At 70.1% G+C, this 24713-nt stretch carries 26 protein-coding genes and 1 pseudogene; 23 read left to right on the top strand and 4 right to left on the bottom strand.

Annotated elements, in window-relative coordinates; all coding sequences use genetic code 11:
- Positions 1-9: 9 nt before the first annotated feature.
- The 7 genes from OG897_RS17115 to OG897_RS17085 all read left to right on the top strand — a co-directional run bounded on the left by OG897_RS17115 (position 10) and on the right by OG897_RS17085 (position 5443).
- Positions 10-642: an MBL fold metallo-hydrolase gene (locus OG897_RS17115; protein ID WP_266660247.1), complete on the top strand. Its 633-nt coding sequence runs from the start codon at positions 10-12 to the stop codon at positions 640-642.
- Between the two features lie 58 nt (positions 643-700).
- Entirely contained in the window at positions 701-1480 is a 780-nt protein-coding gene (locus OG897_RS17110; RefSeq protein ID WP_266657722.1) for an exodeoxyribonuclease III, read from the top strand.
- 125 nt (positions 1481-1605) lie between these two features.
- Entirely contained in the window at positions 1606-2058 is a 453-nt protein-coding gene (locus tag OG897_RS17105) for a DUF6278 family protein (RefSeq protein WP_266657720.1), read from the top strand.
- A 193-nt stretch (positions 2059-2251) separates the two neighbouring features.
- A complete protein-coding gene (locus OG897_RS17100; protein ID WP_266657718.1) occupies positions 2252-2995 on the top strand; it encodes an amino acid ABC transporter ATP-binding protein in 744 nt (247 codons plus the stop codon).
- A 12-nt stretch (positions 2996-3007) separates the two neighbouring features.
- On the top strand, positions 3008-3913 hold the full coding sequence (locus OG897_RS17095) for a glutamate ABC transporter substrate-binding protein (RefSeq protein ID WP_266657716.1): 906 nt from the start codon (positions 3008-3010) through the stop codon (positions 3911-3913).
- Between the two features lie 16 nt (positions 3914-3929).
- Positions 3930-4574 carry an amino acid ABC transporter permease gene (locus OG897_RS17090; protein ID WP_266657714.1) on the top strand — a complete coding sequence of 215 codons (645 nt, stop codon included), beginning with the start codon at positions 3930-3932 and terminating at the stop codon, positions 4572-4574.
- Positions 4571-5443, top strand: a complete 873-nt coding sequence (locus OG897_RS17085; protein WP_266657712.1) for an amino acid ABC transporter permease — start codon at positions 4571-4573, stop codon at positions 5441-5443. Before OG897_RS17090 ends, OG897_RS17085 begins: the two co-directional genes overlap by 4 nt.
- Before the next feature lie 41 nt (positions 5444-5484).
- Here OG897_RS17085 and OG897_RS17080 read toward each other — a convergent pair.
- Both OG897_RS17080 and OG897_RS17075 read right to left on the bottom strand, forming a co-directional pair.
- A pseudogene (locus OG897_RS17080) lies at positions 5485-5660 on the bottom strand (acyl esterase); the annotation flags it as partial.
- A 53-nt stretch (positions 5661-5713) separates the two neighbouring features.
- Entirely contained in the window at positions 5714-6913 is a 1200-nt protein-coding gene (locus tag OG897_RS17075) for an Ig-like domain-containing protein (RefSeq protein WP_266657710.1), read from the bottom strand.
- Between the two features lie 256 nt (positions 6914-7169).
- Here OG897_RS17075 and OG897_RS17070 point away from each other — a divergent pair, with 256 nt between their 5' ends.
- The 11 genes from OG897_RS17070 to OG897_RS17020 all read left to right on the top strand — a co-directional run bounded on the left by OG897_RS17070 (position 7170) and on the right by OG897_RS17020 (position 17829).
- A complete protein-coding gene (locus tag OG897_RS17070) occupies positions 7170-8330 on the top strand; it encodes a nucleoside hydrolase (RefSeq protein WP_266657708.1) in 1161 nt (386 codons plus the stop codon).
- 135 nt (positions 8331-8465) lie between these two features.
- A complete protein-coding gene (locus tag OG897_RS17065; RefSeq protein WP_266657706.1) occupies positions 8466-9593 on the top strand; it encodes a LacI family DNA-binding transcriptional regulator in 1128 nt (375 codons plus the stop codon).
- Complete coding sequence (locus OG897_RS17060; protein WP_266657704.1) at positions 9590-10564, top strand: ribokinase; 975 nt, start codon at positions 9590-9592, stop codon at positions 10562-10564. Before OG897_RS17065 ends, OG897_RS17060 begins: the two co-directional genes overlap by 4 nt.
- Entirely contained in the window at positions 10554-10943 is a 390-nt protein-coding gene (gene rbsD, locus OG897_RS17055) for a D-ribose pyranase (protein ID WP_266657702.1), read from the top strand. Before OG897_RS17060 ends, rbsD begins: the two co-directional genes overlap by 11 nt.
- Positions 10944-11032: 89 nt before the next feature.
- Entirely contained in the window at positions 11033-12019 is a 987-nt protein-coding gene (locus OG897_RS17050) for a sugar ABC transporter substrate-binding protein (RefSeq protein ID WP_266657700.1), read from the top strand.
- 8 nt (positions 12020-12027) lie between these two features.
- A complete protein-coding gene (locus tag OG897_RS17045; RefSeq protein WP_266657698.1) occupies positions 12028-13635 on the top strand; it encodes a sugar ABC transporter ATP-binding protein in 1608 nt (535 codons plus the stop codon).
- Complete coding sequence (locus OG897_RS17040) at positions 13632-14684, top strand: ABC transporter permease (RefSeq protein ID WP_266657696.1); 1053 nt, start codon at positions 13632-13634, stop codon at positions 14682-14684. The genes OG897_RS17045 and OG897_RS17040 overlap by 4 nt, the downstream gene beginning before the upstream one ends.
- A gap of 83 nt (positions 14685-14767) precedes the next feature.
- The gene (locus OG897_RS17035; protein ID WP_266657694.1) at positions 14768-15364 is read left to right on the top strand and encodes a hypothetical protein; all 597 of its coding nucleotides are present in this window, start codon (positions 14768-14770) and stop codon (positions 15362-15364) included.
- Positions 15365-15442: 78 nt separating this feature from the next.
- A complete protein-coding gene (locus tag OG897_RS17030) occupies positions 15443-15622 on the top strand; it encodes a DUF397 domain-containing protein (protein ID WP_266660245.1) in 180 nt (59 codons plus the stop codon).
- A gap of 165 nt (positions 15623-15787) precedes the next feature.
- Positions 15788-16573 carry an alpha/beta fold hydrolase gene (locus tag OG897_RS17025; protein ID WP_266657692.1) on the top strand — a complete coding sequence of 262 codons (786 nt, stop codon included), beginning with the start codon at positions 15788-15790 and terminating at the stop codon, positions 16571-16573.
- Complete coding sequence (locus OG897_RS17020) at positions 16570-17829, top strand: cytochrome P450 (protein WP_266657690.1); 1260 nt, start codon at positions 16570-16572, stop codon at positions 17827-17829. The genes OG897_RS17025 and OG897_RS17020 overlap by 4 nt, the downstream gene beginning before the upstream one ends.
- Before the next feature lie 14 nt (positions 17830-17843).
- On the opposite strand, the gene OG897_RS17015 is transcribed toward OG897_RS17020, so the two are convergent.
- The gene (locus OG897_RS17015; RefSeq protein ID WP_266657688.1) at positions 17844-18596 is read right to left on the bottom strand and encodes a hypothetical protein; all 753 of its coding nucleotides are present in this window, start codon (positions 18594-18596) and stop codon (positions 17844-17846) included.
- A 206-nt stretch (positions 18597-18802) separates the two neighbouring features.
- Between OG897_RS17015 and ggt the strand changes: the two genes are divergently transcribed.
- Positions 18803-20635: a gamma-glutamyltransferase gene (ggt, locus tag OG897_RS17010; RefSeq protein ID WP_266657686.1), complete on the top strand. Its 1833-nt coding sequence runs from the start codon at positions 18803-18805 to the stop codon at positions 20633-20635.
- A gap of 125 nt (positions 20636-20760) precedes the next feature.
- Here the strand turns inward: ggt and map are convergent, their stop codons facing one another.
- The gene (gene map, locus OG897_RS17005; RefSeq protein ID WP_266657684.1) at positions 20761-21531 is read right to left on the bottom strand and encodes a type I methionyl aminopeptidase; all 771 of its coding nucleotides are present in this window, start codon (positions 21529-21531) and stop codon (positions 20761-20763) included.
- 41 nt (positions 21532-21572) lie between these two features.
- On the opposite strand from map, the gene OG897_RS17000 reads away from it, so the two are divergent.
- The 4 genes from OG897_RS17000 (at position 21573) to OG897_RS16985 (ending at position 24640) form a co-directional block, all read left to right on the top strand.
- Entirely contained in the window at positions 21573-21842 is a 270-nt protein-coding gene (locus OG897_RS17000) for a helix-turn-helix domain-containing protein (RefSeq protein ID WP_266657682.1), read from the top strand.
- Positions 21843-21889: 47 nt separating this feature from the next.
- Positions 21890-22279, top strand: a complete 390-nt coding sequence (locus tag OG897_RS16995; RefSeq protein WP_266657680.1) for a PPOX class F420-dependent oxidoreductase — start codon at positions 21890-21892, stop codon at positions 22277-22279.
- Between the two features lie 238 nt (positions 22280-22517).
- On the top strand, positions 22518-23360 hold the full coding sequence (locus OG897_RS16990; protein WP_266657678.1) for a nitrilase-related carbon-nitrogen hydrolase: 843 nt from the start codon (positions 22518-22520) through the stop codon (positions 23358-23360).
- The gene (locus OG897_RS16985; RefSeq protein WP_266657676.1) at positions 23357-24640 is read left to right on the top strand and encodes an aspartate aminotransferase family protein; all 1284 of its coding nucleotides are present in this window, start codon (positions 23357-23359) and stop codon (positions 24638-24640) included. The genes OG897_RS16990 and OG897_RS16985 overlap by 4 nt, the downstream gene beginning before the upstream one ends.
- Positions 24641-24713: the final 73 nt, after the last annotated feature.

Below are 24713 nucleotides of genomic sequence, written 5' to 3'. Positions count from 1 at the left end.
ACGCACAGCATCGAGCTGACCAAGAAGTCCCATGCCTGTGTCCGGCTGGAGAAGGACGGGCGCACGCTCGTCCTGGACCCGGGGGCCTTCAGCGAGGCGGACGCCGCGCTCGGCGCGGACGCGATCCTCGTCACGCACGAGCACCCCGACCACTTCAGCGAGCCGCACCTGCGGGCCGCCCTGGAGGCCGACCCGGCCGCCGAGATCTGGACGCTGCGCAGCGTCGCCGAGAAGATCTCCGCGGCCTTCCCCGGCCGGGTCCACACGGTCGGGCACGGGGACGCCTTCAGCGCCGCGGGCTTCGACGTACAGGTGTACGGAGAGCTGCACGCCGTCATCCACCCGGACCTGCCGCGCATCACCAACGTCGGGTTCCTCCTCGACGGGTCCGTCTTCCACCCGGGCGACGCGCTCACCGTCCCCGAGCACGCCGTGGAGACCCTCCTCGTGCCGGTGATGGCACCCTGGAGCAAGGTCTCCGAGGTCATCGACTACGTACGCGAGGTCAAGCCGCAGCGCGCGTACGACATCCACGACGCGCTCCTCACCGACCTCGCCCTGCCGCTGTACGGCCAGCACCTCGGCAACCTCGGCGGCACGGACCACCACCACCTCGCGCCGGGCGCCTCCACAAGACTCTGACCTGCTCGGAGACCGACACGCACCCCGACTGTCAGACCCGACGAGTAGGTTGAGAGACATGCGCATCGCCACCTGGAACGTCAACTCGATCACCGCCCGACTGCCGAGGCTGCTGGCCTGGCTGGAGAACACCGGCACGGACGTGCTGTGCATCCAGGAGACCAAGTCGACCGCCGAGCAGTTCCCCGCCGCCCCACTGCGCGAGCTCGGCTACGAGTCCGCCGTCGTCGCCGACGGCCGGTGGAACGGCGTGGCACTGATCTCCAAGGTCGGCCTGGAGAACGTGGTCTCCGGCCTGCCCGGCGGGCCCGAGTACGGGGGAGTGCAGGAGCCCCGCGCCGTCTCCGCGACCTGCGGCCCGCTGCGCCTGTGGTCGGTGTACGTGCCCAACGGCCGCGAGGTCGCGCACGACCACTACACGTACAAGCTGGCCTGGTTCGAGGCGCTGAAGGCCGCCGTCGCCGAAGACGCGGCGGGGTCACGGCCGTTCGCCGTTCTGGGTGATTTCAACGTCGCCCCGACCGACGCGGACGTCTGGGACCCGGCCCTCTTCGAGGGCGCCACGCACGTCACCCCCGCCGAGCGCGCCGCCCTCGCCGCCCTGCGCGAGACGGGCCTCTCCGACGTGCTGCCGCGCCCGCTCAAGTACGACCACCCCTTCACCTTCTGGGACTACCGCGAGCTCGGTTTCCCCAAGAACAAGGGCATGCGCATCGACCTCGTCTACGGCAACAAGCCGTTCACCGAGGCGGTCACCGACGCGTACGTCGACCGTGACGAGCGCAAGGGCAAGGGCGCGTCCGACCACGCCCCCGTGGTGGTCGACCTGAATCTCTGACGCCGTCGCAGGCCGCAGCAGGACGCCGCAGGACCCTCCCGGGGCCCCGTACCGGGGTTCCGGGAGCGCGTCAACCTCCGCGCGCCTGTGGTGTGCAGAGCCATGTGGGTGCGAACCTGAACGGTATGAATTTCCTGGACACCTGGCGCAAGCGCCACGGTACGGCGCGCGGATTCGCCGCGTACACGGCCGACGGCGCCGACCAAGAGGGCATCGCCGAGCTGCTCTCCGAGTGCGAACTGCTGCGTGCCCGCGTCAAGCAGTACGGCCTCGAACTGGACGACAGCCCCGCCTCGTTGGAGGCCCTCGACCAGCTCCCGCCGCGCTGGCGCGACAACCCGGACGACGTCGAGGGCATGGAGGAGCTGCCCTGGCTGGGCAACGACGCCGGTCTCTACCTCGGCACCGTCATCGTCCGCACCGTGGCGGGCGCGCACTGGCACCTGTGGCCCAACGGCACCCCCGTCGTGATGCTGGCCTCCGGCCGCGACCTCGACGTCGTCGAGGCGGGTCACGACTGGGCGGCCACCGGCGCCCCCGAGCTGTCGCAGGTGTACGCGGAGGCATCCGAGGCGTGATGCGTGTGGCGCCTGTGGCGTGTGTGACCACCTGGGCCGTATTTGTGCCCACGTGCACGTCAACGCCCGCGTCAACCGCGTAAATACGGCTATTCGCGGTTCGTCCCGCTTGTGCGTGTCGGGCGTGAAGTCCCTTTCCGGGATGGATAGTTTGCGCTGACCTCGACACAGCTGAGAGTGGGTAGGGCAGCGTATGGCCGTCGATCCGTTGATCGAGCTGGTGGGCGTCAACAAGTACTACGGAAAGTTGCACGTACTCCAGGACATCGACCTCACCGTCGGCCGCGGGGAGGTGGTGGTGGTCATCGGCCCGTCCGGCTCGGGCAAGTCAACGCTCTGCCGGACGATGAACCGGCTGGAGACGATCGAGTCGGGCAGCATCCGCATCGACGGCAGCTCTCTCCCCGAGGAGGGCAAGGCGCTCGCGAGACTGCGCGCCGAGGTCGGGATGGTGTTCCAGTCCTTCAACCTCTTCGCGCACAAGACCGTGCTGGCGAACGTCTCGCTCGCCCAGATCAAGGTCCGCGGCCGGAAGAAGGACGAAGCCGACAAGCGCTCCCGGGAACTCCTGGAGCGCGTCGGGCTCGCCGCGCACGCCGACAAGTTCCCCGCGCAGATGTCCGGCGGCCAGCAGCAGCGCGTGGCCATCGCCCGCGCCCTCGCCATGGACCCCAAGGCCCTCCTGTTCGACGAGCCGACCTCGGCCCTCGACCCGGAGATGATCAACGAGGTGCTGGAAGTCATGCAGCAGCTCGCCGCCGACGGCATGACCATGGTCGTGGTCACCCACGAGATGGGTTTCGCCAGGTCCGCCGCCAACCGCGTCGTGTTCATGGCGGACGGCTGCATCATCGAGGACCGCACCCCGGAGGACTTCTTCACCGCCCCGGAGAGCGACCGCGCCAAGGACTTCCTCTCCAAGATCCTCAAGCACTGAGGGGGCGGAGTCATGTTGCGTACCAAGAAAGCTCTGACCGCCGCAGCGCTCGCCCTCCTCGCCGTCGCCTGCGGCAAGGAGGGCAGCCCCCCGGTGAAGGGCCCGCGCCCCGACCAACTCCCGCACTACCAGGTCGCGTCGGGCTTCGCCCTGCCCGAATCGGCCACCTGGGAGAAGGCCAAGCGGCGTGGCCACGTCGTCGTCGGCGCCAAGGAGGACCAGCCGTACATGGGCGAGAAGGACCCGGCGAGCGGCCGCTACTCCGGCTTCGACATCGAGATCGCCAAGATGATCTCGGCGTCCCTCGGCTTCGACCCGGCGAGCGTCCAGTTCCGCACGATCGCCTCCGCGAACCGCGAAACCGCCCTCCAGAACGGCCAGATCGACTACTACGTCGGCACCTACACCATCAACGACAAGCGCAAGAAGCTCGTCGGATTCGCCGGTCCTTACTACATGGCGGGGCAGTCGCTGCTGGTGCGCACCGACGAGAACGACATCAAGGGGCCGAAGGACCTCGACGGCAAGCGCGTCTGCTCCGCCGCCGGTTCGACCCCGTACCAGCGCATCCAGTCCGACTACCCCGAGGCGGACCTCGTCGCGTACGACACGTACTCGGTCTGCGTCGACAACCTGCTCACCTACCAGGTCGACGCCGTCACCACCGACGACACGATCCTGATGGGGTACGCGGCCAAGGTCCCCGACGAGATGAAGGTCGTCGGCGCGCCCTTCTCCAAGGAGCCGTACGGCATCGGCGTCCCGCGCCCCGACAGCGCACTGCGGTTCGCCATCGACGACGCACTCGAAGCGCGTGAGAAGAACGGCGACTGGCAGAAGGCGTACGACGTCACGCTCGGGCTCTCCGGCCGCAAGGCCACTCCCGCGCCGCCCATCGACCGCTACCCGGCGAGCTGAGGGAGGCCGCACCCGTATGAACGTACTCACGGACAACTTCGCCCTGTACGGCAAGGGATTCATCGGCACGGTCCAACTGACCTTCTACGCCTCCGTGCTGGCCCTCGTCCTCGGCTTCGCCATGGCCTCCTGCCGGGTCTCCCCGGTCGGCTCCTTCCGGGCGCTCGGCACGGCCTGGGTGACGGTGCTGCGCAACACCCCGCTCACGCTGCTGTTCTTCGCGGTGCTGCTCGGGCTGCCGCGCTTCGGACTCGTCCTGCCCTTCCAGCTCTTCGCGGTGCTCGCGCTCGGCTGCTACACCTCCGCGTTCATCTGCGAGGCGCTGCGCTCGGGCATCAACACCGTGCCGCTCGGGCAGGGCGAGGCGGCCCGCAGCCTCGGCATGACCTTCGGGCAGACCCTGTCGACGGTGGTGCTGCCGCAGGCGTTCCGGTCGGTCATCCCGCCCGTCGGGTCCACGCTCATCGCGCTCGCCAAGAACTCGGCCATCGCGGGAGCGTTCTCCGTCACCGAACTGCTCGGCACGTACAAGACCCTCAACGAGCTGGGCTACAGCGTCATCTGGTCCTTCGTCTGGATCGCCCTGGGATACCTGATCATCACCCTCACCATCAGCGCGCTCTTCCACGCGCTCGAAAAGCGCTGGGGAGTCGCCCGATGAGCCGCGCCCTGTCCACGGAGTCCACCGCCCTCTACGACATCCCGGGACCCAAGACCCGGCAACGGCACCTGACGTACGGGATCGCCTCGACGGTCCTGCTGCTGGGGCTGCTCGCCTGGGGCGTGTATCTCCTGTTCCACACCGACCAGTTCACGGCGGCCAAATGGACCCCCTTCCAGTACAAGGGCATCCAGGAGCTCCTGCTCCACGGACTCGGGAACACGCTCAAGGCGTTCGCGTACGCCGCGGTGCTCTCGCTCGCACTGGGCGCGCTGCTCGCGGTGGGGCGTCTGTCCGAGCACCGCCCGCTGCGCTGGATCGCCGGTCTGTGCGTGGAGTTCTTCCGCGCCATGCCCGTACTGGTGATGATCTTCTTCATCTTCGTGGCGCTGAAGGTCCAGCCGCTGCCCGCACTGGTGGCCGGACTCACGCTCTACAACGGCTCGGTGCTCGCGGAGATCTTCCGTACCGGAGTGAACTCCGTGGACCGAGGCCAGCGGGAGGCGGCCTACGCGCTCGGCATGCGCAAGACGCAGGTCATGACGCATGTGCTGGTGCCGCAGGCGGTCCGGGCGATGCTGCCGACCATCATCAGCCAGCTGGTGGTCGCGCTGAAGGACACCTCCCTCGGATACCTGATCACTTATGAGGAGTTTCTCCATGCCGGAAAGCTCATCGCGTCCAATCTCGACTACGATTTGCCTTTCATCCCCGTAGTTCTGGTGATCTCGCCTGTCTACATCGGGATGTGCATGCTGCTCTCCTGGTTCGCCAACTGGGTGGCCAGGCGTCAGCGACGCAATCCCAAGACGGAGGCCGTGGACATCGGTCCGGCCGAGGCGGGGACGCTGCTGCCGGGCAGGCAGTAGCTCAATAGAGAGAGCGAACCTGGTCCGGCAGCAGCCGGGGATCACTTGGCGCGCAGCGGTACCGACACGCAACTCGGGTCGGCCGCGGGCGACGAGAAGGTCAGCTGCGCGCCGGACGGGTTGTGCTCGACGGAGAGCGGGTCGACGTGTCGACCCCCAGGGCGAGGCCGAGCGGCCCCACGTCGTAGCGGTACGCGACGAGGGTGCCGCTCTCCTTGTGCCGTCGGACGGCGCTTCGTGCCGTCGGAACGGGCCGGCACTGTACCGGAATCAGCCCTTCAGGGCGCTCTTGGCCTGCCAGTCGGCCCAGGAGACGTTCCAGTTGCCGTAGCCGTTGTTGAGGGCCTGGGTGCCCTTGGCGTCGGAACCGGTGACCTCGAAGGGGTCGCCGACCTGCACGGCGTCGTAGATGAACTTGGCGTTCGCGTCGCTCATGCCGACGCAGCCGGAGCTCTTGTTGGCGGAGCCGAAGTAGCCCGCGTTCCACGGGGCGGCGTGCGCGTACATGCCCGACCAGGTCAGTCGCATCGAGTAGTCGACCATCTTGTCGTAGGCGTCGCCGAGGCCGACCGTCTCGGAGCGCATGTTGATCGTGCCCTCCTTCGACATCAGGACGGTCTTGCCGCGCCAGGACGCCTTGTCGCCACCGGGGGTGCCCGCCGACATGGGGACGTCCTTGACGGTCTCGCCGTCGCGGACCAGCTTCAGCCGGTGGTTGTCGAGGTCGACCTTGACGACCTGGTTCTTCCCGATGGTGAAGTTCGTCTTGTAGTCGCGGACGAACCAGCCGCCGCCTTTGCCGGAGTCCACGCCGTTGAGGTCGGCGGCCAGCGTGACCTTCGTGCCGGACTTCCAGTACTCCTTGGGGCGCCAGTCGACGCGGTCCTTGCCGGAGTAGTCGGTCATCCAGCCCCAGGAGCCCTCGGTGTCGTTCGAGGTGGTGACCTTGAGGTGCTTCTCGACGTCGGCCTTGTTCTTCACCGGGTTGTCGAACACGATCGACAGCGGGTGCGCGATGCCGATCGTGGTGTTCTTGCCGGGGGCCATGGTCACCTTGTTGACCTTGTCGGCCACCGCAGTGGTGAACTCCGCCTTCGCGGCGGTCGCGCCCGCCGCCTTCGCCTCGACGGTGTAGCTGGTGCCGGGGGAGGTGGTGCGGGCCGAGGTCCAGGACTTGCCGTCGGCGGATATCTGGCCGGTCAGCGTGCCGCCCTTGGCGTCCTTCACGGTGACCTCGTCCAGCTTGTCGCCCTCGGTCAGGGACACCTTGACCGGCTCACCCGCCTTGGCCTGCTTGCCGGTGGCGCTCACCGACACCTTGGTCTGCGGAGTCTCCTTGGCGGCGTCCGAACCGGAGCCCGCACCAGCGCCACCGCCGTTGCAGGCGGTCAGCGCCGCTGCGGCGAGCACGGCCGTACCGGTGAGTGTGACGGTACGGAGCCGGATGTGCGGGCGGCGTGTGCGGGTCAACTCGAAAACCTCCGTGGCGGTGTCTGTCCGTTTCTGTCCTCTCTCAAGGAGGTAATCCGGTAGATGGCGGTTGCACCAAACGGGGAACGGTCTTTGTGACAAGCAACGCAGCAGATCGGGACCAAGGTCCCTGGACGAGGGGGCCGATGGTCCTTGGTGCGGGGAGGGGTCCCGTGTCTTGCCGTTGCCCGGGTTGCTTCTGATAATCGCGCGGTCCGCTTCTGGCCCGTTCCATCGTCCCCGTCGGAGGATTCACGTGCGCAAGAGAACGTTCGGCCCGCTGCTCGCCGCGGCCCTGCTCGTCCCGCTGGTCGCGGCCTCGGCTCCTGCCGCGCCCGTGGCGGCGGGCGAGGCGGCGGGCGAGGCAGCGGCAGCCCCCACTGCCGCCCCCGCGGACGGAAAGGGCCGCAAGGTCATCCTCGACGTCGACATGGGGGAGCTCAACGACGACGCCGTCACCATGTTCATGCTCGCCAAGGCGCCGCAGGTCGACTTCCTCGGTGTCACCGTCGTCAGCGGCAACACCTGGGTCGAGGAGGGCACCGCCTACTCCCTGCGCCAGCTGGAGCTGATCGACCGCACCGACGTCCCCGTCGTCATGGGCGCGGGCGAACCCCTCATGCCCGGCAGGCAGGAGCGGCTCACCGCCGAGAACGCGCTGTACGGGAAGGCGCCGTGGGCCGGTGCCTTCGACTCGAAGCGCCCGCCCGCGTACGACAGGCTCGCCAAGCCTCCGTACGGCGGCTACCCGAAGACGAAGCCGAAGAAGGACACGGCGGCGGCCGACTTCATCGTCGAGCAGGTCAAGCGGTACCCGAACCAGGTCACCGTCTTCGCCGACGGTCCCGCCACGAACCTCGCGCTCGCCGTGCGCACCCACCCCGAGATCGTGCCGCTGATCAAGGAAGTGATCTATATGGGCGGTGCCTTCGACAAGCCGGGGAACATCACCCCCGCCGCCGAGTTCAACTGGTGGTTCGACCCCGAGTCGGCGCGCATCTCGCTCCGTACGCCCTTCCGCAAGCAGACGATCGTGCCCGACGACGCCGCGCAGCACGTCGTGTACGGCAAGAAGCAGTACGACCGGATCGTCGCGGGGAGGCAGACCCCGATCAAGAAGATCTTCAAGGACCTCCAGGGCCCGGAGTTCGCGAAGGACCCGAACGCCACCCACCTGCTGTGGGACGCCATCACCGCAGCCGTCTTCCTCGACCCGGCCGTCGCGAAGAGGACCGACGTCCGGTACGTCGACGTGGACGCCAACTTCGGTGCGGACTACGGGCGTTCGCTCGGCTACCACCTCGATGAGTTCGACGCGCCGAACAACCCGAAGGGCACCCGCAAGGCGGGCATCGTGCTCGACGTCGACGCCGAGCGGTTCTGGGACCTGTACATCAGGCTGCTGCGCACCGAATAACAGATGGCCGCGCACCCCTTGCGGTTGCGCGGGTTGCTTCTCATAATCCGCCGCAACACGAGTTGCCAATTCGTGTTGCGGCGGCCGGACTCCTCCGGTCCGTACGGCAGTGGAACGGGAAGACCGGGGGTCGGCATGGCAACACGGCAGGACGTGGCGCAGCTCGCGGGCACGTCGCCATCGGTCGTCAGCTACGTGCTCAACAACGGCCCGCGCTCCGTCGCCCCCGCCACCCGCGAACGCGTCCTCGCTGCGGTCAAGGAGCTCGGCTACCGGCCCAACGCGGTGGCCCGCTCGCTGCGCATGAGCCACACGATGACGCTGGGGCTCGTGGTGCCCGACGCCGCGAACCCCTTCTTCGCCGAACTGGCCCGTTCGCTCGAAGACCACGCCTGGGCCGCCGGGTACACCCTCCTCGTCGGCAACAGCGTCGACGACCCCGCCCGCGAGGCCGGGTACATCCGCACCTTCGTGGACCGCCAGGTCGACGGCCTCGTCCTGATCCCCTCCCAGGGCGAGAAGGCGTGGCGCGCCGAACTGGCCCGGTCGGGAGTGCCCAGCCTGGTCTTCGACCGCGAGCTGGACGGGGTCGCCACCTCGTACGTACTCGTCGACAACGCGCGGGGCGCCCAGACGGCCACCGAGCACCTCCTCGCCCACGGCCGCCGCCGCGTCGGCTGCATCGCCGGGCCCCTCGGCATCCATCCGACCGTCGATCGCGTCGTCGGCTGGCGCACGGCGCTGGAGCGGGCCGGACTGCGCGCCGGTACGGGGTCGGGCGGGCGCACCGGGTGGGAGGCGTGCCCGGATGCCGCACCCCTGCTGCACGGCTCCTTCGGGCGGCTCGACGGCTACCGGTCGGGGCTCGCGCTGCTGAAGCGGGACCGGTCGGTGGACGCCCTGTTCGTCACCTCCGACGAGCAGGCCGCCGGAGTCCTGCGCGCGGCGACCGAGCTGGGCATCCGGGTCCCCGACGATCTCGCGCTCGTCTCCTTCGACGGCATCGCGGCGGGCGCGTACACCTGCCCGGCCCTGTCCACCATGCGCCAGCCGTACGACGACCTCGGCCGTACGGCGGTGCGCCGCCTGCTCGACCGGATGCGGGAACCCGACCTGCCGCCCACCCGGGACGTCCTCCCGGTGACCCTGCTGGCCCGGGGCTCCTGCGGATGCCCCGACCCGGCGGGCGGCGAACACACAGAACTGCGTGGCGACGCGCAGAGCTTCGCGGAACTTCTTGGAGAGAACGGTGAACACCAGTGAGCAGTGAACGACTGGTCGTGGTCGGCAGTCTGAACATGGACCTTCTCGTCACCGTGCCCCGACTTCCCCGCCCCGGCGAGACCGTCTCCGGCGCCGACGTCGTGCGCGGCGCGGGCGGCAAGGGGGCCAACCAGGCCGTGGCCGCCGCCCGGCTCGGCGCGGACGTACGCATGGTCGGCCTGCTCGGCGACGACGCCCTCGGCAGTGAGCTGAGGGAACGGCTCACGGTGGAAGGCGTCGACGACCGGGGAGTGCAGCAACTTACCGGTGTGGCAAGCGGGTTGGCGCTCATCGTCGTGCAGCAGGACGGCGAGAACACCATCACCCTCTCGCCCGGGGCCAACCGTCACCTCGACGTCCCCGCCCTCGGCACCCTCACCGGCGGCAGTCTCGTCCGGAGCGCCGACACCCTCCTCCTCCAGCTCGAAGTGCCCCTCCCCACCGTGCTCGCCGCCGCCCGCGAAGCCCGTAAGGCAGGTGCTCTCACGGTGCTCAACGCCGCACCGCTTCCCGTGTCCGGCACGGCGGAGCTGGAGCAACTCCTGCGCTCCGTCGACGTGTTGGTCGTCAACGAGACCGAGGCCACCGGATTGCTGCCGCGCGAGGACGGCGACTGGGCCGGGCACGCCGAAGCCCTGCGGGCGCTCGGGCCCACCACCGTCGTCATCACGCTGGGCGCGGACGGCGCGATCGCCCTAGACCCCCAAGGGGCCTTTACCGAAAGGGGGTTCAGCGTCGACGCCGTCGACACGGTCGGGGCGGGCGACGCCTTCTGCGCGCAGCTCGCCCTCTCCCTCGGGTCCGGTACGCCGCTGGAGGAGGCCCTGCGCCGGGCGTGCGCGGCGGGGGCGCTGGCCACCACCCGTCCCGGCGCCCAGAGTTCGCTGCCGTCCACCGACGAGGTCGAGGCCCTGCTGGGCGGCGTACCTCTTCCCGATGTCACCGGGAGCGAGGTGCACCATGCGCGCTGAAGGTCTCTGGCACCCCCGCCTCCTGGAGATCATCACCTCCCTCGGCCACGGTGACCTGCTCGTCGTCGCCGATCCCGGGCTGCCGGTGCCGTCGGGCGTGGAGGTCGTCGACCTGGTGTGGCGGCGCGGCGAACCCGCGTTCCTGCCGGTACTCGAAACGGTCCTCGACGAACTCGTCCTGGAACACGCCACCGTGGCCCACGAGGCGTCCGACCCCGACCTCCTCGTCGTCTTCGACCAGCAGTTCGCCGACGTCACCCTCGACCGGGTGCCGCACGCCCGGCTGAAGAAGCTCACCCGCCGCGCCCGGGCCGTCGTCCGCACCGGGGAGACCACCCCGTACGCCAATGCCGTGCTCCGCGCAGGCGTCCCGTTCTGACGCCTCATCAGACCTCCCGGGGCCCGTCCGCCCTCGCGCCACCGCTCGGAAAATTCCTCAACCCGGCACTCTCGGAAGGCAGTTCAACGATGAACCGCAGGATCTCCCTTGCCGTCTCCGCATCCGCCTCCTTCTTCCTGGCCGCCGCCCTCACCGGGTGCGGGCAGGAGGGCGGCTCGCCGTCGGCGAGCGGCAAGGAGAAGAAGAAGGACGGCAAGCCGACCGTCTGCCTGATCATGAAGTCGCTCGGCAACGAATTCTTCCAGACCATGCAGAAGGGTGCGGAGGAGCACGCCAAGAAGCTCGGCACCCTGGAGCTGAAGGCCAGCGGCATCCAGAACGAGACGGACATCGACGGCCAGGTCGCCGCCATCAACCGCTGCATCACCGACCAGGCCGACGCCATCGTCGTCGCCCCCGCCGACTCCCGTGCGCTCGTCTCGCCGCTGGGCCGGGCCGCCAAGGCGGGCATCAAGCTGGTCAACATCGACGTCAAACTGGACGACGGCGCGCTGAAGGCCGCCCAGCTCGACGTCCCCTTCGTCGGCCCCGACAACGCCGAGGGCTCCCGGCTCTCCGGGGAGGTCCTCGCCAAGAAGCTCGGCAAGGGCGGCAAGGTCGTCATCCTGGAGGGCAACCCGGGCGCGGCCAACGCCACGCAGCGCAAGGCCGGTTTCGAGAAGGCCGCCAAGGACGGCGGGCTGACCGTCCTGGCGTCCAAGACCGCGCACTGGGAGACCGACGAGGCGTACACCGTCCTGGCCAACCTGCTCACCGCGCACCCCGACCTCCAGGGCGTCATGTCCTCCAACGACTCCATGGCGCTGGGCGCGGTCAAGGCGATCGGCGCGGCGGGCAAGAAGGGCAAGGTCGTGGTGGCCTCCTTCGACAACATCGACGCCATCAAGCCGTACCTGAAGGACGGCCAAGTCATCGCCACCGTCGACCAGTTCGCGGCGAAGCAGGCCGCCGACGGCATCGACGTGGCGCTGAAGTCGATCGGCGGCGGCAAGGCCGAGCCCTGGGTGAAGACCGAGGTCAAGGTCGTCACGGGTGCGGACGCGGACGCGGGATGAGCGCGCACATGAGCGAGACGAACGGAGCGGCGCCGGTGGTCCTGGAGGCCACCGGCATCGGCAAGGCGTTCCCCGGCGTCCAGGCCCTGGACGGCGTACGGCTGGACCTGCGGGCGGGGGAGGTGCACGCCCTGCTCGGCGAGAACGGGGCGGGCAAGTCCACCCTCGTCCGTATCCTGGCCGGAATCCAGCCGCCCGACACCGGCACCCTGCGGCTCGGCGGACAGCCGTACGCCCCCCAGGACACGGCAGCCGCCATGAAGGCCGGAGTCCAGGTCGTCCACCAGGAGCTGAACCTCCTGCCCAACCTCACCGTCGCCGAGAACCTCTTCTTCCAGCACCTGCCACGGAAGTACGGATGCGTCGACCGGCGCACCCTCAACCGGCGCGCGCAGGAACTCCTCGACCAGGTCGGGCTCGACGTCCGGCCGCACAGCAAGGTCGAGCGGCTCGGCATCGCCCAGATGCAACTCATCGAGATAGCGCGGACGTTGTGGCAGGACTGCCGGGTCCTCGTCATGGACGAACCGACCGCCACCCTCACCTCCCGCGAGACCGACCGCCTCTTCGAGGTGATCCGCCGGGTCACCGCACGCGGCACCGCCGTCCTCTACATCTCCCACCACCTTCAGGAGGTCTTCGAGATCGGCGACCGCACGACGGTCTTCCGCAACGGCCGTCACGTCGTCACCAAGGACCTCGCCGACACCGACACCGCCGAGATCATCCGCCTGATGGTCGGCCGCGACCTCGCCCAGGAGTATCCGCCGTACGTGTCCCGCCCGCCGGGCGACGAACTGCTGCGGGCGCAGGACCTGCGCCCGCGCGGCGGCAGCCCCGTCAGCTTCGCCCTGTACGCGGGGGAGGTCGTCGGCGTCGCGGGACTCGTGGGCTCCGGCCGCACCGAGACCGTACGCGCGCTCTTCGGGGCCGACCACCACGACGGCGGACACGTGTACGTGAAGGGGCGCAGGGTCCGCATCCGCACTCCCCGCGACGCCGTACGGCACGGCATCTCCCTGCTCACCGAGGACCGCAAGGGCCAGGGCCTGGTCCTCGACATGCCCGTCGCCGCGAACGTGACCCTCGCCGCGACCCGCAAGATCTCCCGGGGCGGGCTGCTCAGACGGGCCGAGGAGGACGCCTACGCCCGCACCGCCGTCGACCGCCTCGGCATCCGGACCCCCGGAATCCGTACGGCGGTGCGCACCCTCTCCGGCGGCAACCAGCAGAAGGTCGTCCTGGGCCGCTGGCTCCTCGCGGGCACCGACGTCCTGGTCGTCGACGAACCCACCCGGGGCATCGATGTCGGCGCCCGCTACGAGATCCACCAGCAGCTGACCGACCTCGCCTCGGACGGCAAGGCCCTCCTCGTCGTCTCCTCCGACCTGCCCGAACTCATGGGCATCTGCGACCGCATCCTCGTCTTCTCGCGCGGCCGGATCGCGGGGGAGGTGGCCCGGGAGGACTTCGACAGCTCGCACATCCTGGCGCTGGCGTACTCCGGGTACGTCACGGAGGCCGCGACCCCGGAAGACGCCTCGGCCCCGCCCACCGACGTATCCGTCGACGCACCCACCGACGCACCCACCAAGAACGGTGAGACCTCCTCATGACCACACCGGCCCCCACCAGGGGAACCAAGGACCCCGTTCCGGCGCCCGTCGCGGAGCGGCGCACCGCACGCCAGCTCACCCGGCAGGTGATGGGCGAGGCGGGCATCGGCGTCGCGCTGCTCGTACTCGTACTGATCTTCACCCTCGCCGCGCCCAAGTTCGCGACGTCCGACAACCTCACGCACATCGCCACCGAGATCACCCTCAACACCATGCTCGCCGTCGGCATGACCTTCGTCATCCTGGTCGGCGGCATCGACCTGTCGGTCGGCTCGGTGATGGCCCTCTCGGCGGTCGTCGCGGGCGAGGTCCTGACCTCGACCAGCCTCTCCACGCCCGTCGCGGTGCTCCTCGCGATCGTCGTCGCCGCCCTCGTCGGCATGGCCTGCGGCTTCGTCAACGGCTTCGTCTCGGAACGCTGGCGCGTCCCCTCCTTCATCGTCACCCTCGGCATGCTGAACGTGGCGCGCGGAGCGGCCCTCGACTACACCGACGCGCAGACCCTGTACGACTTCCCGCCCGGCTTCAGCCACTTCGGCACCTCCACTCTCCTGGGCATCCCCTCCCTCTTCTGGATCGCCCTGGTGATGGTGGTCATCGGCCACCTGGTCCTCACCCGTACCGTCTTCGGCCGACTCGTCTTCGCGATCGGCTCCAACGAGGAGGCCGTCCGCCTCTCCGGTCACCGTACGAGCGTCGTGAAGGTCGCGGTCTTCGTCATCGCGGGCTTCGCGGTCGGCATCGCGGCCGTCACGTACATGGCGCGCCTCAACATCGCCAGCCCGATCCTCGGCAGCGGTTACGAACTCTCCGCCATCGCCGCGGTCGTCATTGGCGGGGCCTCCCTCTCCGGCGGCAAGGGCTCGATGATCGGGACGCTGCTCGGCGCGTGTCTGCTGGGTGTGCTGACCAACGGACTGCTCCTGATGGGCGTTTCCGACTTCCAGCGCCAGATGATCACCGGCGCGGTGATCATGGTGGCCGTCGTCGTCGACCACTACCGGGGCAAGCTCGCCGCGCGCATGCCTCAACAGGCGGTGGCGGGCTGAATCCTTGCTCCGTCGGGTGGCGGGACACGGTTGACTACTGCCGGGTACTGGTGCTTGGGCCCCGCAGCGCCGAAGCTCTGACCATGACGCATGCAGAAGACCCTCAGGGACCGCAGGACGCGGTGCGGACGGAGGACGCCAGAATCGAGCTGCCGCTGCGAGGGGTGGTCAAGGCGCTGCCCGTCGCGGCGGTGGTCGTCACCGTGATGTGGGGCTACACCGTCTTCGCGGTCGTCGACGGAGGCAACAACGCGGCGCTCTCCGGGACGCTGATGTCCGCACTCGGCCTGCTCCTCCTCTTCGTCGCCGTGACGTACGTGGGCTATCTCGTCCGCCCCCTGACGCTGGGGGCGGGCCCGGACGGGGTGTCGGTCCGGCTCCCTCTCCTCGCGGAGCGGACGATCGCCTGGGACGACCTGCTGACGGTCCGGGCGGTGGGAGTGCGGGGCGCGCAGTTCGTGATCGTGGAGGCCCGGGAGTCCGCGCGGGGCACGCTGCCCTACGTCTCGCGCCCTCGGGCGGCGTACCGCAGGCTCTCCCTGATGACGGGCAGCGCTCCGCAGGTGAAACAGGGGCTGTGCTTCGAGACGTACGTCTTCGCGTTCGCGCCGGAGGACGTCCTGCGCCTGGTGCGCACGTATGCGCCGCCGCGCTTCCACGTGGAGGACCAGCGGCGCTGAGGCTGCCGCCGGGGGTGGCGCCAGCGGGGCGGGCAGGAGTGACGATTCCTCGAACTCGGCTGTGTATATCGGGCTCACATCCCTTGTAGTGCCAGCGCGGCCGGGAACTGCATCGAGGTGGCGGCGATCCCTGGTGGCGCGGTGGCGGTGCGCAATTCCCGCGATCCGGAGGGACCGGCGCTGATCTACACGGAGTCGGAACTCGCGGCGTTCGTGGCGGGGGCGAAGGCGGGGGAGTTCGACGGGTTCGGGTGCTGATCCCGTCCCGTTGAGAGGGGCTGTGCGAGAGCCGTGGCGGCGGCCCTCGCACAGCTTTGGGCAGAGGTGGTCTTGCCCGGCCCAGGTCCACCGGGGCACCGTGGGCCTGCCGACCGGACCACTCCGCCCCCCCCGCTCGGCCCCGCCCACACGATCGGAGCCCTCATGACCCCGCACATCCTCCCCCACACCCTCCACGGCGAGGGCCCCCACCCCGTCATCGCCGTACACGGCTGGTTCGCCGACCGCAGTGCCTATGCGGCGATCCTGCCCGACCTCGATCTCGACGCCTTCCGGTACGCCTTCGTCGACCTGCGCGGATACGGCGAAGCCCTTCACGTGGCGGGCGACTTCACCACCAGCGAAGCTGCGGCCGACGTGCTCGCCGTCGCCGATCACCTCGGCTGGGAGCGGTTCTCCGTCATCGGGCACTCCATGGGCGGCAGCGTCGCCCAGCGCGTCGTGGCCGCCGCACCCGAGCGGGTGCGCCGTATGGTCGGGGTGTCGCCCGTGCCCGCCAACGGGCTGCCGATGCCGCCCGAGCACTGGGAACTGTTCGCCGGAGCCGCCGAACGGCCCGAGAACCGGCGGGCCATCATCGACCTCACCACCGGCGGCGTCCGCCCCGCCGCCTGGCTGGAGCGGATGGTCCGGCAGTCCGTCGGCCGCAGCGACGCCAAGGCGTTCCGGACCTGGCTCGACTCCTGGGCGGGCGAGGACTTCCACGACGAGGTCACGGGTTCGGCCGTGCCCGCACTCGCGGTCGTCGGAGCACTCGACCCCGCACTCGGCGCGGACCTGATGCGCGACACCTGGCTGCGCTGGTACGCACGCGCAGAACTCACCGAGATCGCCTGCGCCGGGCACTACGCCATGGACGAGACGCCCCTCCAACTCATCAGGATCGTCGAGGACTTCCTGCGCGCGGACGCCCAGGACCCCGACGCATGACCACCTTGGGCGTCCCGGACGTCTTCGATCCCCGCCGCTACGCCCACGGCGTCCCGTACGACGACTACCGGCGCCTGCGCGACGCCCACCCGGTCGCCTGGCAGGAGGAGTACGAGGTCCTGGGCTGGCCCGCCGGTCCCGGCTTCTGGGCGGTGACCCGGCACGCCGACGTCGTCCGCGTGCTCAAGGACGCCCGCGCCTTCTCGTCCCGCCTCGGAGCCACCCAGATCCGTGACCCCGACCCCGCCGACCTGCCCTTCGTGCGCCGCATGATGCTCAATCAGGACCCGCCCCAGCACGGTGAGTTGAGGCGACTCGTCAGCCGGGCCTTCACGCCGGGCCGTATCGACCTCTTCGAGGCCAGGGTGCGGGAGCGGGCCCGGGCGCTGCTGGAAACAGCCGTGCGCGAGGCCCGCAGCGGTGACGGCGTCGTCGACCTCGTCGCCGCCGTCACCGACGAGTACGCCCTGCTCAACCTCGCCGACCTGCTCGGCGTCCCGGCGGGCGACCGCCGCCTGCTCCTGGAGTGGACCGAGCGCGTCATCGCCTACCAGGACCCGGAGGAGGCGGACCGGGTGGTGCGGGGGCCGGACGGCCGGCCGGTGAATCCCCGTTCGCCCGCGATGCTGGGGGAGATGTTCGCGTACGCGCGCGAGTTGGCGGCGTACAAACGCGAGCACCCCGGCGACGACCTCATGACCGCGCTGGCCCACGCGGCGGGCGACGGCGCCCGGCTCTCGGACGCCGAGCTGGAGATGTTCTTCTTCCTGCTGACCGTCGCGGGCAACGACACGGTGCGCAGCGCCGCCCCGGGCGGGTTCCTCGCCCTCGCGAAGGATCCGAAGGCGCAACAGGAGCTGAGACAGGTGGAGTTGGGGAGGGCCGTGGAGGAGCTGCTGCGGCGTCACCCGCCCGTCCTCAGCTTCCGGCGCACCGTCGCCGAGGACACCGAACTCGGCGGACAGAAGCTGCGTACGGGGGACAAGGTCGTGGTCTTCCACGCCTCCGCCAACCACGACGAGCGCGTCTTCGCCGACCCGCACCGCCTCGACCTCACCCGTTCGCCCAACCCGCACGTGTCCTTCGGTGACGGCCCGCACGTCTGCCTCGGCGCGCACTTCGCCCGCCTCCAGCTCCGCGTCCTGCACGAGGAGGCATGCGGTGCGCTGCCCTCCTACCGGCTCGCCGCGCCACCCCGACGGCTCGTCTCGCACTTCATCAACGGGATCAAGTCCCTTGAGGTGTACGTGGGTTAGTGGGGGACCTCGCGTCAGCCGAGCGCGCGGTGCGAATTGCGTGGCGCGACCGGCAGGGGTGTCTGTGCCGCCCGGGTCACGTCCGCCACCAGTTCCACCACATCGGGGCCGTACGCCTGGGAGTTGACGACCTTCAGGAGCAGACAGAAGGAGCGGTTCCCGTGCTTGCGGGCCAGCTTCTCGTGGTTGCGGGCGAGGTAGCGGGTGGCGGCCTGGTTGGTGATGGCGCGCTGGCCGCAGAAGAGGAAGACCGGGCGGGCGTTCTCGCCGACGGTGAGGCGGGCCAGGAGGACGTACTCCGCGGTCCCGTGCTCCAGCCGGTAGCGTTCCGTGCCGATCTGGAAGGCGCCCCGGTCGGGGGAGGGCTCCACGTCCACGTTGATGCGGATGCCGGGCAGGAGCCCGGCGAGGTGGGCGGTCATGCGGCGATTCGACCCCGGGCCGCCCACGCAGAACTCGGTGCGCTCGCCGAAGCCCTGCTGGGCGAGGTCGTGGGTGAGGATCTGGGCGTGCGCCCCGCAGTCCTTGATCAGGGCGGAGAGTTCCAGGAGCGCGAAGACGTCGAAGCGGTGCACGGCCCCTTCGTTGCCCGAGCCGGCCTCGCGGTTGACGATCAGCAGGGACTCGGAGTTCCTGGGGAGGCCGAAGAAGCGCTGTTTGCGGTGGAGTCTGCGCCGCCAGAGGTAGGTGCGGGCGAACCAGCCGATGGCGGCACTGAGCCCGGCGGCTATCACGCCCAGGACGATGTTGCGGAGGTCGTCGCTCATGGGCGCGCATGCTAGCGGCCCGAACTGCCGTCCGGGCGACCGGGCGTGAAGCCACTCGCGTCGTCGTGCGTCACCTGCGTCCCGGGGTGTGCTGTGTTGCGTCCGTGTGACGCCCACGCCCATTGGGCGAGACGAGCCCCGTGGCACCTGGCGGGGGCATGTCGCTGGGGCTACGCTGCGCGGACGCCGTTCGCCAGGAGGTACGCATGCGTCGTCGACCCACCCGGCCCGCCGTACGGGCACTGTCCCTGCTGGCCGCGACAGCGGCAGTCGTCACGGTGGGAGCAGCCGCTCCGCCGGGCGTCGCCCCTTCCCCGCGGGCGGCCGCGCCGCCCGCGAAAGTACCCGTGGCCGTGGGATACGGGGGTGCGGTCGCCAGCGTGGACGCGGATGCCTCCGCGGCCGGTATCGAGGTGCTGCGCAACGGCGGCAACGCCGTGGACGCGGCCGTCGCCACGGCTGCCGCGCTCGGCGTCACGGAGCCGTACTCGGCGGGCATCGGAGGCGGTGGGTACTTCGTCTACTACGACGCCAAGTCCCGCAAGGTGCGCACCATCGACGGGCGCGAGACCGCCCCGCGCAGCGCCGACAAGAACCTGTTCGTCGAGGACGGCAAGCCGATCCCGATCGCGGAGGCCATGACCAGCGGGCGGAGCGTCGGCGCGCCCGGCACCCCGGCCACCTGGGACGCCGCGCTGGACGCCTGGGGGAGCAAGTCGCTGCGGACCCTGCTGAAGCCCGCGGAGCGGCTGGCGCGGGACGGATTCACGGTCGACGCGACGTTCCGGGCACAGACGCAGGGAAACGAGGCGCGCTTCCGGGACTTCCCCGATTCGGCGAAGTTGTTCCTGCCGGGCGGTCAACTGCCCGTGGTCGGGGCGACGTTCAAGAACCCCGACCTGGCGCGGACGTACGAGAAGATCGGGCGGGACGGAGTCGGCGAGCTGTACCGGGGGCAGATCGCCCGTGACATCGTCCGTACGGTCCAGAAGCCGCCGGTCGACCCGAAGTCCACCCGCACGGTGCGCTCGGGTGACCTGAGGGAGCGGGACCTGCGGGCGTACGAGACGGAGCGGCGGGCCCCCACGAAGGTCTCGTACCGGGGGCTCGACGTGTACGGGATGGGGCCGTCGTCGTCCGGTGGGACGAGTGTGGGGGAAGCTCTCAACATTCTGGAGCGGACGGACCTGAAGAAGGCTTCGCAGGCGAAGTACCTCCACCGCTACATCGAGGCGAGCCGGATCGCGTTCGCGGACCGGGGGCGGTGGGTCGGGGACCCGGCGTTCGAGAACGTCCCGACGAAGGGGCTGCTGTCGCAGAAGTACGCGGATTCACGGGAGTGCCTGATCAAGGACGACAGGGTTCTGGTGAGCCCGCTGCCGCCCGGGGATCCGCGCAACCCGTCGCGTACGTGCGGGAGTTCGGGGGCCGTGGCTCCGACGACGTACGAGGGCGAGAACACGACGCACCTCACGGCGGCGGACAAGTGGGGGAATGTCGTCGCGTACACGCTGACGATCGAGTCGACGGGCGGGAGCGGGATCACCGTGCCGGGGCGGGGGTTCCTGCTCAACAACGAGCTGACCGACTTCTCGTTCGTGGCGGCGAATCCCGCTGTTCACGATCCGAACCTGCCGGGCCCGGGGAAGCGGCCGAGGTCGTCGATCTCGCCGACCATCGTGCTCGACAGGCACGACCGGCCGCTCCTCGCGCTCGGGTCGCCGGGTGGGGCGACGATCATCACGACCGTGCTGCAGAGTCTGATCGGACACGTCGACCGGGGGCTGCCGCTGGTCGATGCCATCGCGGCGCCCCGGGCCAGTCAGCGGAACGCCGCGGCGACGGAGCTGGAGCCGGGGCTCTGGGAGAACGCGGCGGTGCGGGGGGAGCTGGAGGCGCTCGGGCACGTCTTCAAGCTGAATCCCGAGATCGGGGCGGCGACGGGCGTCCAGAGGCTGAGTGACGGGCGGTGGCTGGCGGCGGCGGAGAAGGTGCGCAGGGGTGGGGGAGCGGCGATGGTCGTTCGGCCGACTCCTTAGGTCCTGGAGGTCCTGGCGCGTTGTGCGGGCCGGTGGGTGGTTGCTGTTACTGCCGGGGGCTCCGCCCCCGGGCCCCCGGCCCGCCTTCGGCGGGTGCGCAGTTTCCCGCGCCCCTCACGCCCCCGCTACAGCGCCGTGAGGACCCGGGCCGGTCCTCCGTCCCGTACCGCAACCGTGTGTTCCGCATGGGCCGCACGGCTGCCGTCCATCGTGCGCAGCGTCCAGCCGTCGGGGGCGGCCCCGTACTCGTCGCCGCCGCCCCCGATCAGCATCGGCTCGATCGCGATCACCATTCCGTGGCGGAGTTTCATGCCCCGCCCCCTGCGCCCCTCGTTCGGGACCTCCGGGCCCTCGTGCATCGTGCGCCCCACGCCGTGGCCGCCGAAGCCCTGCGGGATGCCGTAGCCCGCCGCCCGGCACACCGTGCCGATCGCGTGGGCGATGTCGCCGGTGCGGTTGCCGACGACCGCGGCGGCGATGCCCGCGTCCAGGGCGGCCCGCGCCGTTTCGATGAGGCGTATGTCCGCCTCGCGGGCCCGCCCGACGGTGAAGCTGATGGCCGAGTCGCCCGCCCAGCCGCCCAGGGTCGCCCCGCAGTCGATGCTGACCAGGTCGCCGTCGCGCAGCCGGTAGTCCGTCGGGATGCCGTGCACGATCGCGTCGTTGACCGACGCGCAGATCACTGCGGGGAAGGGGGTGGGGGCCCAGTCCGGGTGGTAGTCGAGGAAGGGTGAGCCCGCACCCGCGTCCCGCAGGACGGCGCGTGCCACCTCGTCCAGTTCCCGGAGCGTCACACCGACCGCCGCCGCCTTCTCCACTGCTGTCAGGGCCTGGGCCACTACCCGGCCCGTTGCGCGCATCTCGTCCACGGACGCGTCCGTCTTGATCTCAACCATGCCAATTACTATACCGGTCGTGGAGGTATTAGAATAACGGCATGGTTCGCACCCCTCTCACCCCCGAAGAGCACGAACGCGGCGAGCGCCTCGGCCGGCTGCTCCGCGAAGCCCGTGCCGAGAACGGCCGTACGATCGCCGAGGTCGCGCTCGCCGCCGGACTCTCCCCGGAGACCCTGCGGAAGATCGAGACGGGCCGCGCCCCGACGCCCGCCTTCTTCACCGTCGCCGCCCTCGCGGGCACCCTCGGCCTCTCCCTGGACGGTCTCCTGCTCCAGTGCGAGCTGCTGCCGGTGGTGGGGGTCGTCTAGCGTCCTGAGGGGCGGCGGGGACGGGTGCGCGCGCGTAGGGTCGGGGCATGGACCTTCAGGCCGCCTTCTCCCGCACCCGCTACGTCAGTCTCACCACCTTCCGCAAGGACGGCACCCCCGTCGCCACCCCTGTATGGGTCGCTGGTGACGGGGGTGCGCTCTACGTGTGGACCAACGCCGACTCCTGGAAGGTCAAGCGCATCCGGCGGGACGGCCGGGTGACGCTCACCGCCTGTGACGTGCGGGGGCGGCTCAAGGAAGGCGCGCCGACCGTCGAGGGGCGCGCGACCGTGCTCGACGAGGAAGGGCTGCGGAAGGTGCGCGGGCTGATCGCCCGCAAGTACACCTGGCAGTACTGGATGACGGACGTGCCCGCCCGGCTGGTGCGCCGGGGCAAGCGCCCGCACGTCGGCATCAAGATCGACATTTCGGCGTGAGGGGCGGCGGGGCGGGAGCGGGGATTCGGGTCCCGGGTCAAGGTGTGGAGCGCGGACCTTCACCCCTGAGGGTGTGAAACAAGATCGACTCAGCGGGTTCACGGCGATGGTCTTGCCCCGCTCCGCGCCGCGGCTTACGTTCAAGCATCCACGCCCCAACTCTACGGGCGTAGAGGGTCTCTGACGTCCCGTCGGACGTCTGGGGCGTCCGGTCGCACGGGTTGAACGGAGTCGAGTCATGGCCCACGTCGTACGCGCCGCTCTGGTCCAGGCCACCTGGACGGGCGACACCGAATCCATGATCGCCAAGCACGAGGAGCACGCCCGGGAGGCCGCCCGGCAGGGAGCGAAGGTCATCGGCTTCCAGGAGGTGTTCAACGCCCCCTACTTCTGCCAGGTCCAGGAGCCCGAGCACTACCGCTGGGCCGAAGCGGTTCCCGAGGGGCCGACCACCCGCCGCATGCAGGACCTCGCCCGCGAGACCGGAATGGTCGTCGTGGTCCCGGTCTTCGAGCGCGAATCCTCGGGTTTCTACTACAACACCGCCGCCGTCATCGACGCCGACGGCAGCTACCTCGGCAAGTACCGCAAGCACCACATCCCCCAGGTCAAGGGCTTCTGGGAGAAGTACTACTTCAAACCCGGCAACCTGGGCTGGCCGGTCTTCGAGACCGCCGTCGGCCGCATCGGCGTGTACATCTGCTACGACCGCCACTTCCCGGAAGGCTGGCGGCAGTTGGGCCTCGAAGGCGCGCAGCTCGTCTACAACCCCTCCGCCACCTCCCGCGGCCTCTCCTCCCACCTGTGGCAGCTGGAGCAGCCCGCCGCTGCCGTCGCCAACGAGTACTTCGTCGCCGCGATCAACCGCGTCGGCCAGGAGGAGTACGGCGACAACGACTTCTACGGCACCAGCTACTTCGTGGACCCCCGGGGCCAGTTCGTCGGCGAACCCGCCAGCGACAAGGCCGAGGAACTCGTTGTCCGCGACCTCGACTTCGACCTCATCGAGGAAGTGCGCCACCAGTGGGCGTTCTACCGCGACCGCCGCCCCGACGCGTACGAAGGACTGGTCAAGCCGTGACAGATCTGCACTCCCGCCACCAGGCCGTCCTGCCGGACTGGCTCGCCCTCTACTACCGGAACCCGATCGAGATCACCCACGGCGAGGGCCGCCACGTCTGGGACGCCGAGGGCAACAAGTACCTCGACTTCTTCGGCGGCATCCTCACCACGATGACCGCGCACGCCCTTCCCGAGGTCACCAAGGCGGTCTCCGAGCAGGCCGCCCGCCTGATCCACTCCTCCACCCTGTACCTCAACCGCCCCATGATCGACCTGGCGGAACGGGTCGCCCACCTCTCCGGCATCCCCGACGCCCGCGTCTTCTTCACCACCTCGGGCACCGAGGCCAACGACACCGCCCTGATGCTGGCGACGACGTACCGCCGCTCCAACCAGGTCCTGGCGATGCGCAACAGCTACCACGGCCGCTCCTTCTCCACCGTGGGCCTCACCGGCAACCGCAACTGGTCCCCGACCAGCCTCTCCCCGCTCCAGACGCTGTACGTGCACGGTGGCGTCCGGTACCGGGGCCCCTTCGCGCACCTCTCCGACGCCCAGTTCATCGAGGCGTGCGTCGCCGACCTCGAAGACGTACTCGGCCAGACCCGGGGCCAGGTCGCCGCCCTCATCGCCGAACCCGTCCAGGGTGTCGGCGGCTTCACCTCTCCGCCCGACGGCCTCTACGCCGCCTTCCGTGAGGTCCTCTCCCGCGAGGGCATCCTCTGGATCGCCGACGAGGTGCAGACCGGCTGGGGCCGTACCGGCGACCACTTCTGGGGCTGGCAGGCGCACGCCGAGAACGGCCCGCCGGACATCCTCACCTTCGCCAAGGGCATCGGCAACGGAATGTCCATCGGCGGCGTCGTCGCCCGCTCGGAAGTCATGAACTGTCTCGACTCCGGCTCCATCTCCACCTTCGGCGGCTCCCCGATCACCATGGCCGCGGCCCTCGCCAACCTCTCCTACCTCCTGGAACACGACCTCCAGGGCAACTCCCGCCGCGTCGGCGGCCTCCTCCTGGAACGCCTGCGCGCGATCGCCGCCACCACGCCCTGCGTACGGGAGGTCCGCGGCCGGGGCCTGATGGCGGGCATCGAGATCGTCCGCCCCGGCACCGACCGGGCCTGGCCGGAAGCAGCGGGCCGCGTCCAGGAAGCGGCCCGCGAGGGCGGCCTCCTCCTCGGCAAGGGCGGCGGCCACAACACGAGCGTGCTGCGCATCGCACCCCCGCTCACCCTCACGGTCGCGGAGGCGGAAGAGGGCGCCGCCATCCTCGAACGGGCCCTGCACAGCGTCTAGCCGAGCCCGTCCAAGGGGCCCGCCCGTTCCCCTCGGGTACGGGCGGGCCCCTTCCCCGTACCACCCCTCGCGC

Origin of the sequence: Streptomyces sp. NBC_00237 (assembly GCF_026342435.1) — a bacterium.
In the GTDB taxonomy this organism is placed as follows: domain Bacteria; phylum Actinomycetota; class Actinomycetes; order Streptomycetales; family Streptomycetaceae; genus Streptomyces.
Note: the sequence above shows the minus strand (reverse complement) of the source record. Positions and strands in the feature narration are given on the sequence as shown.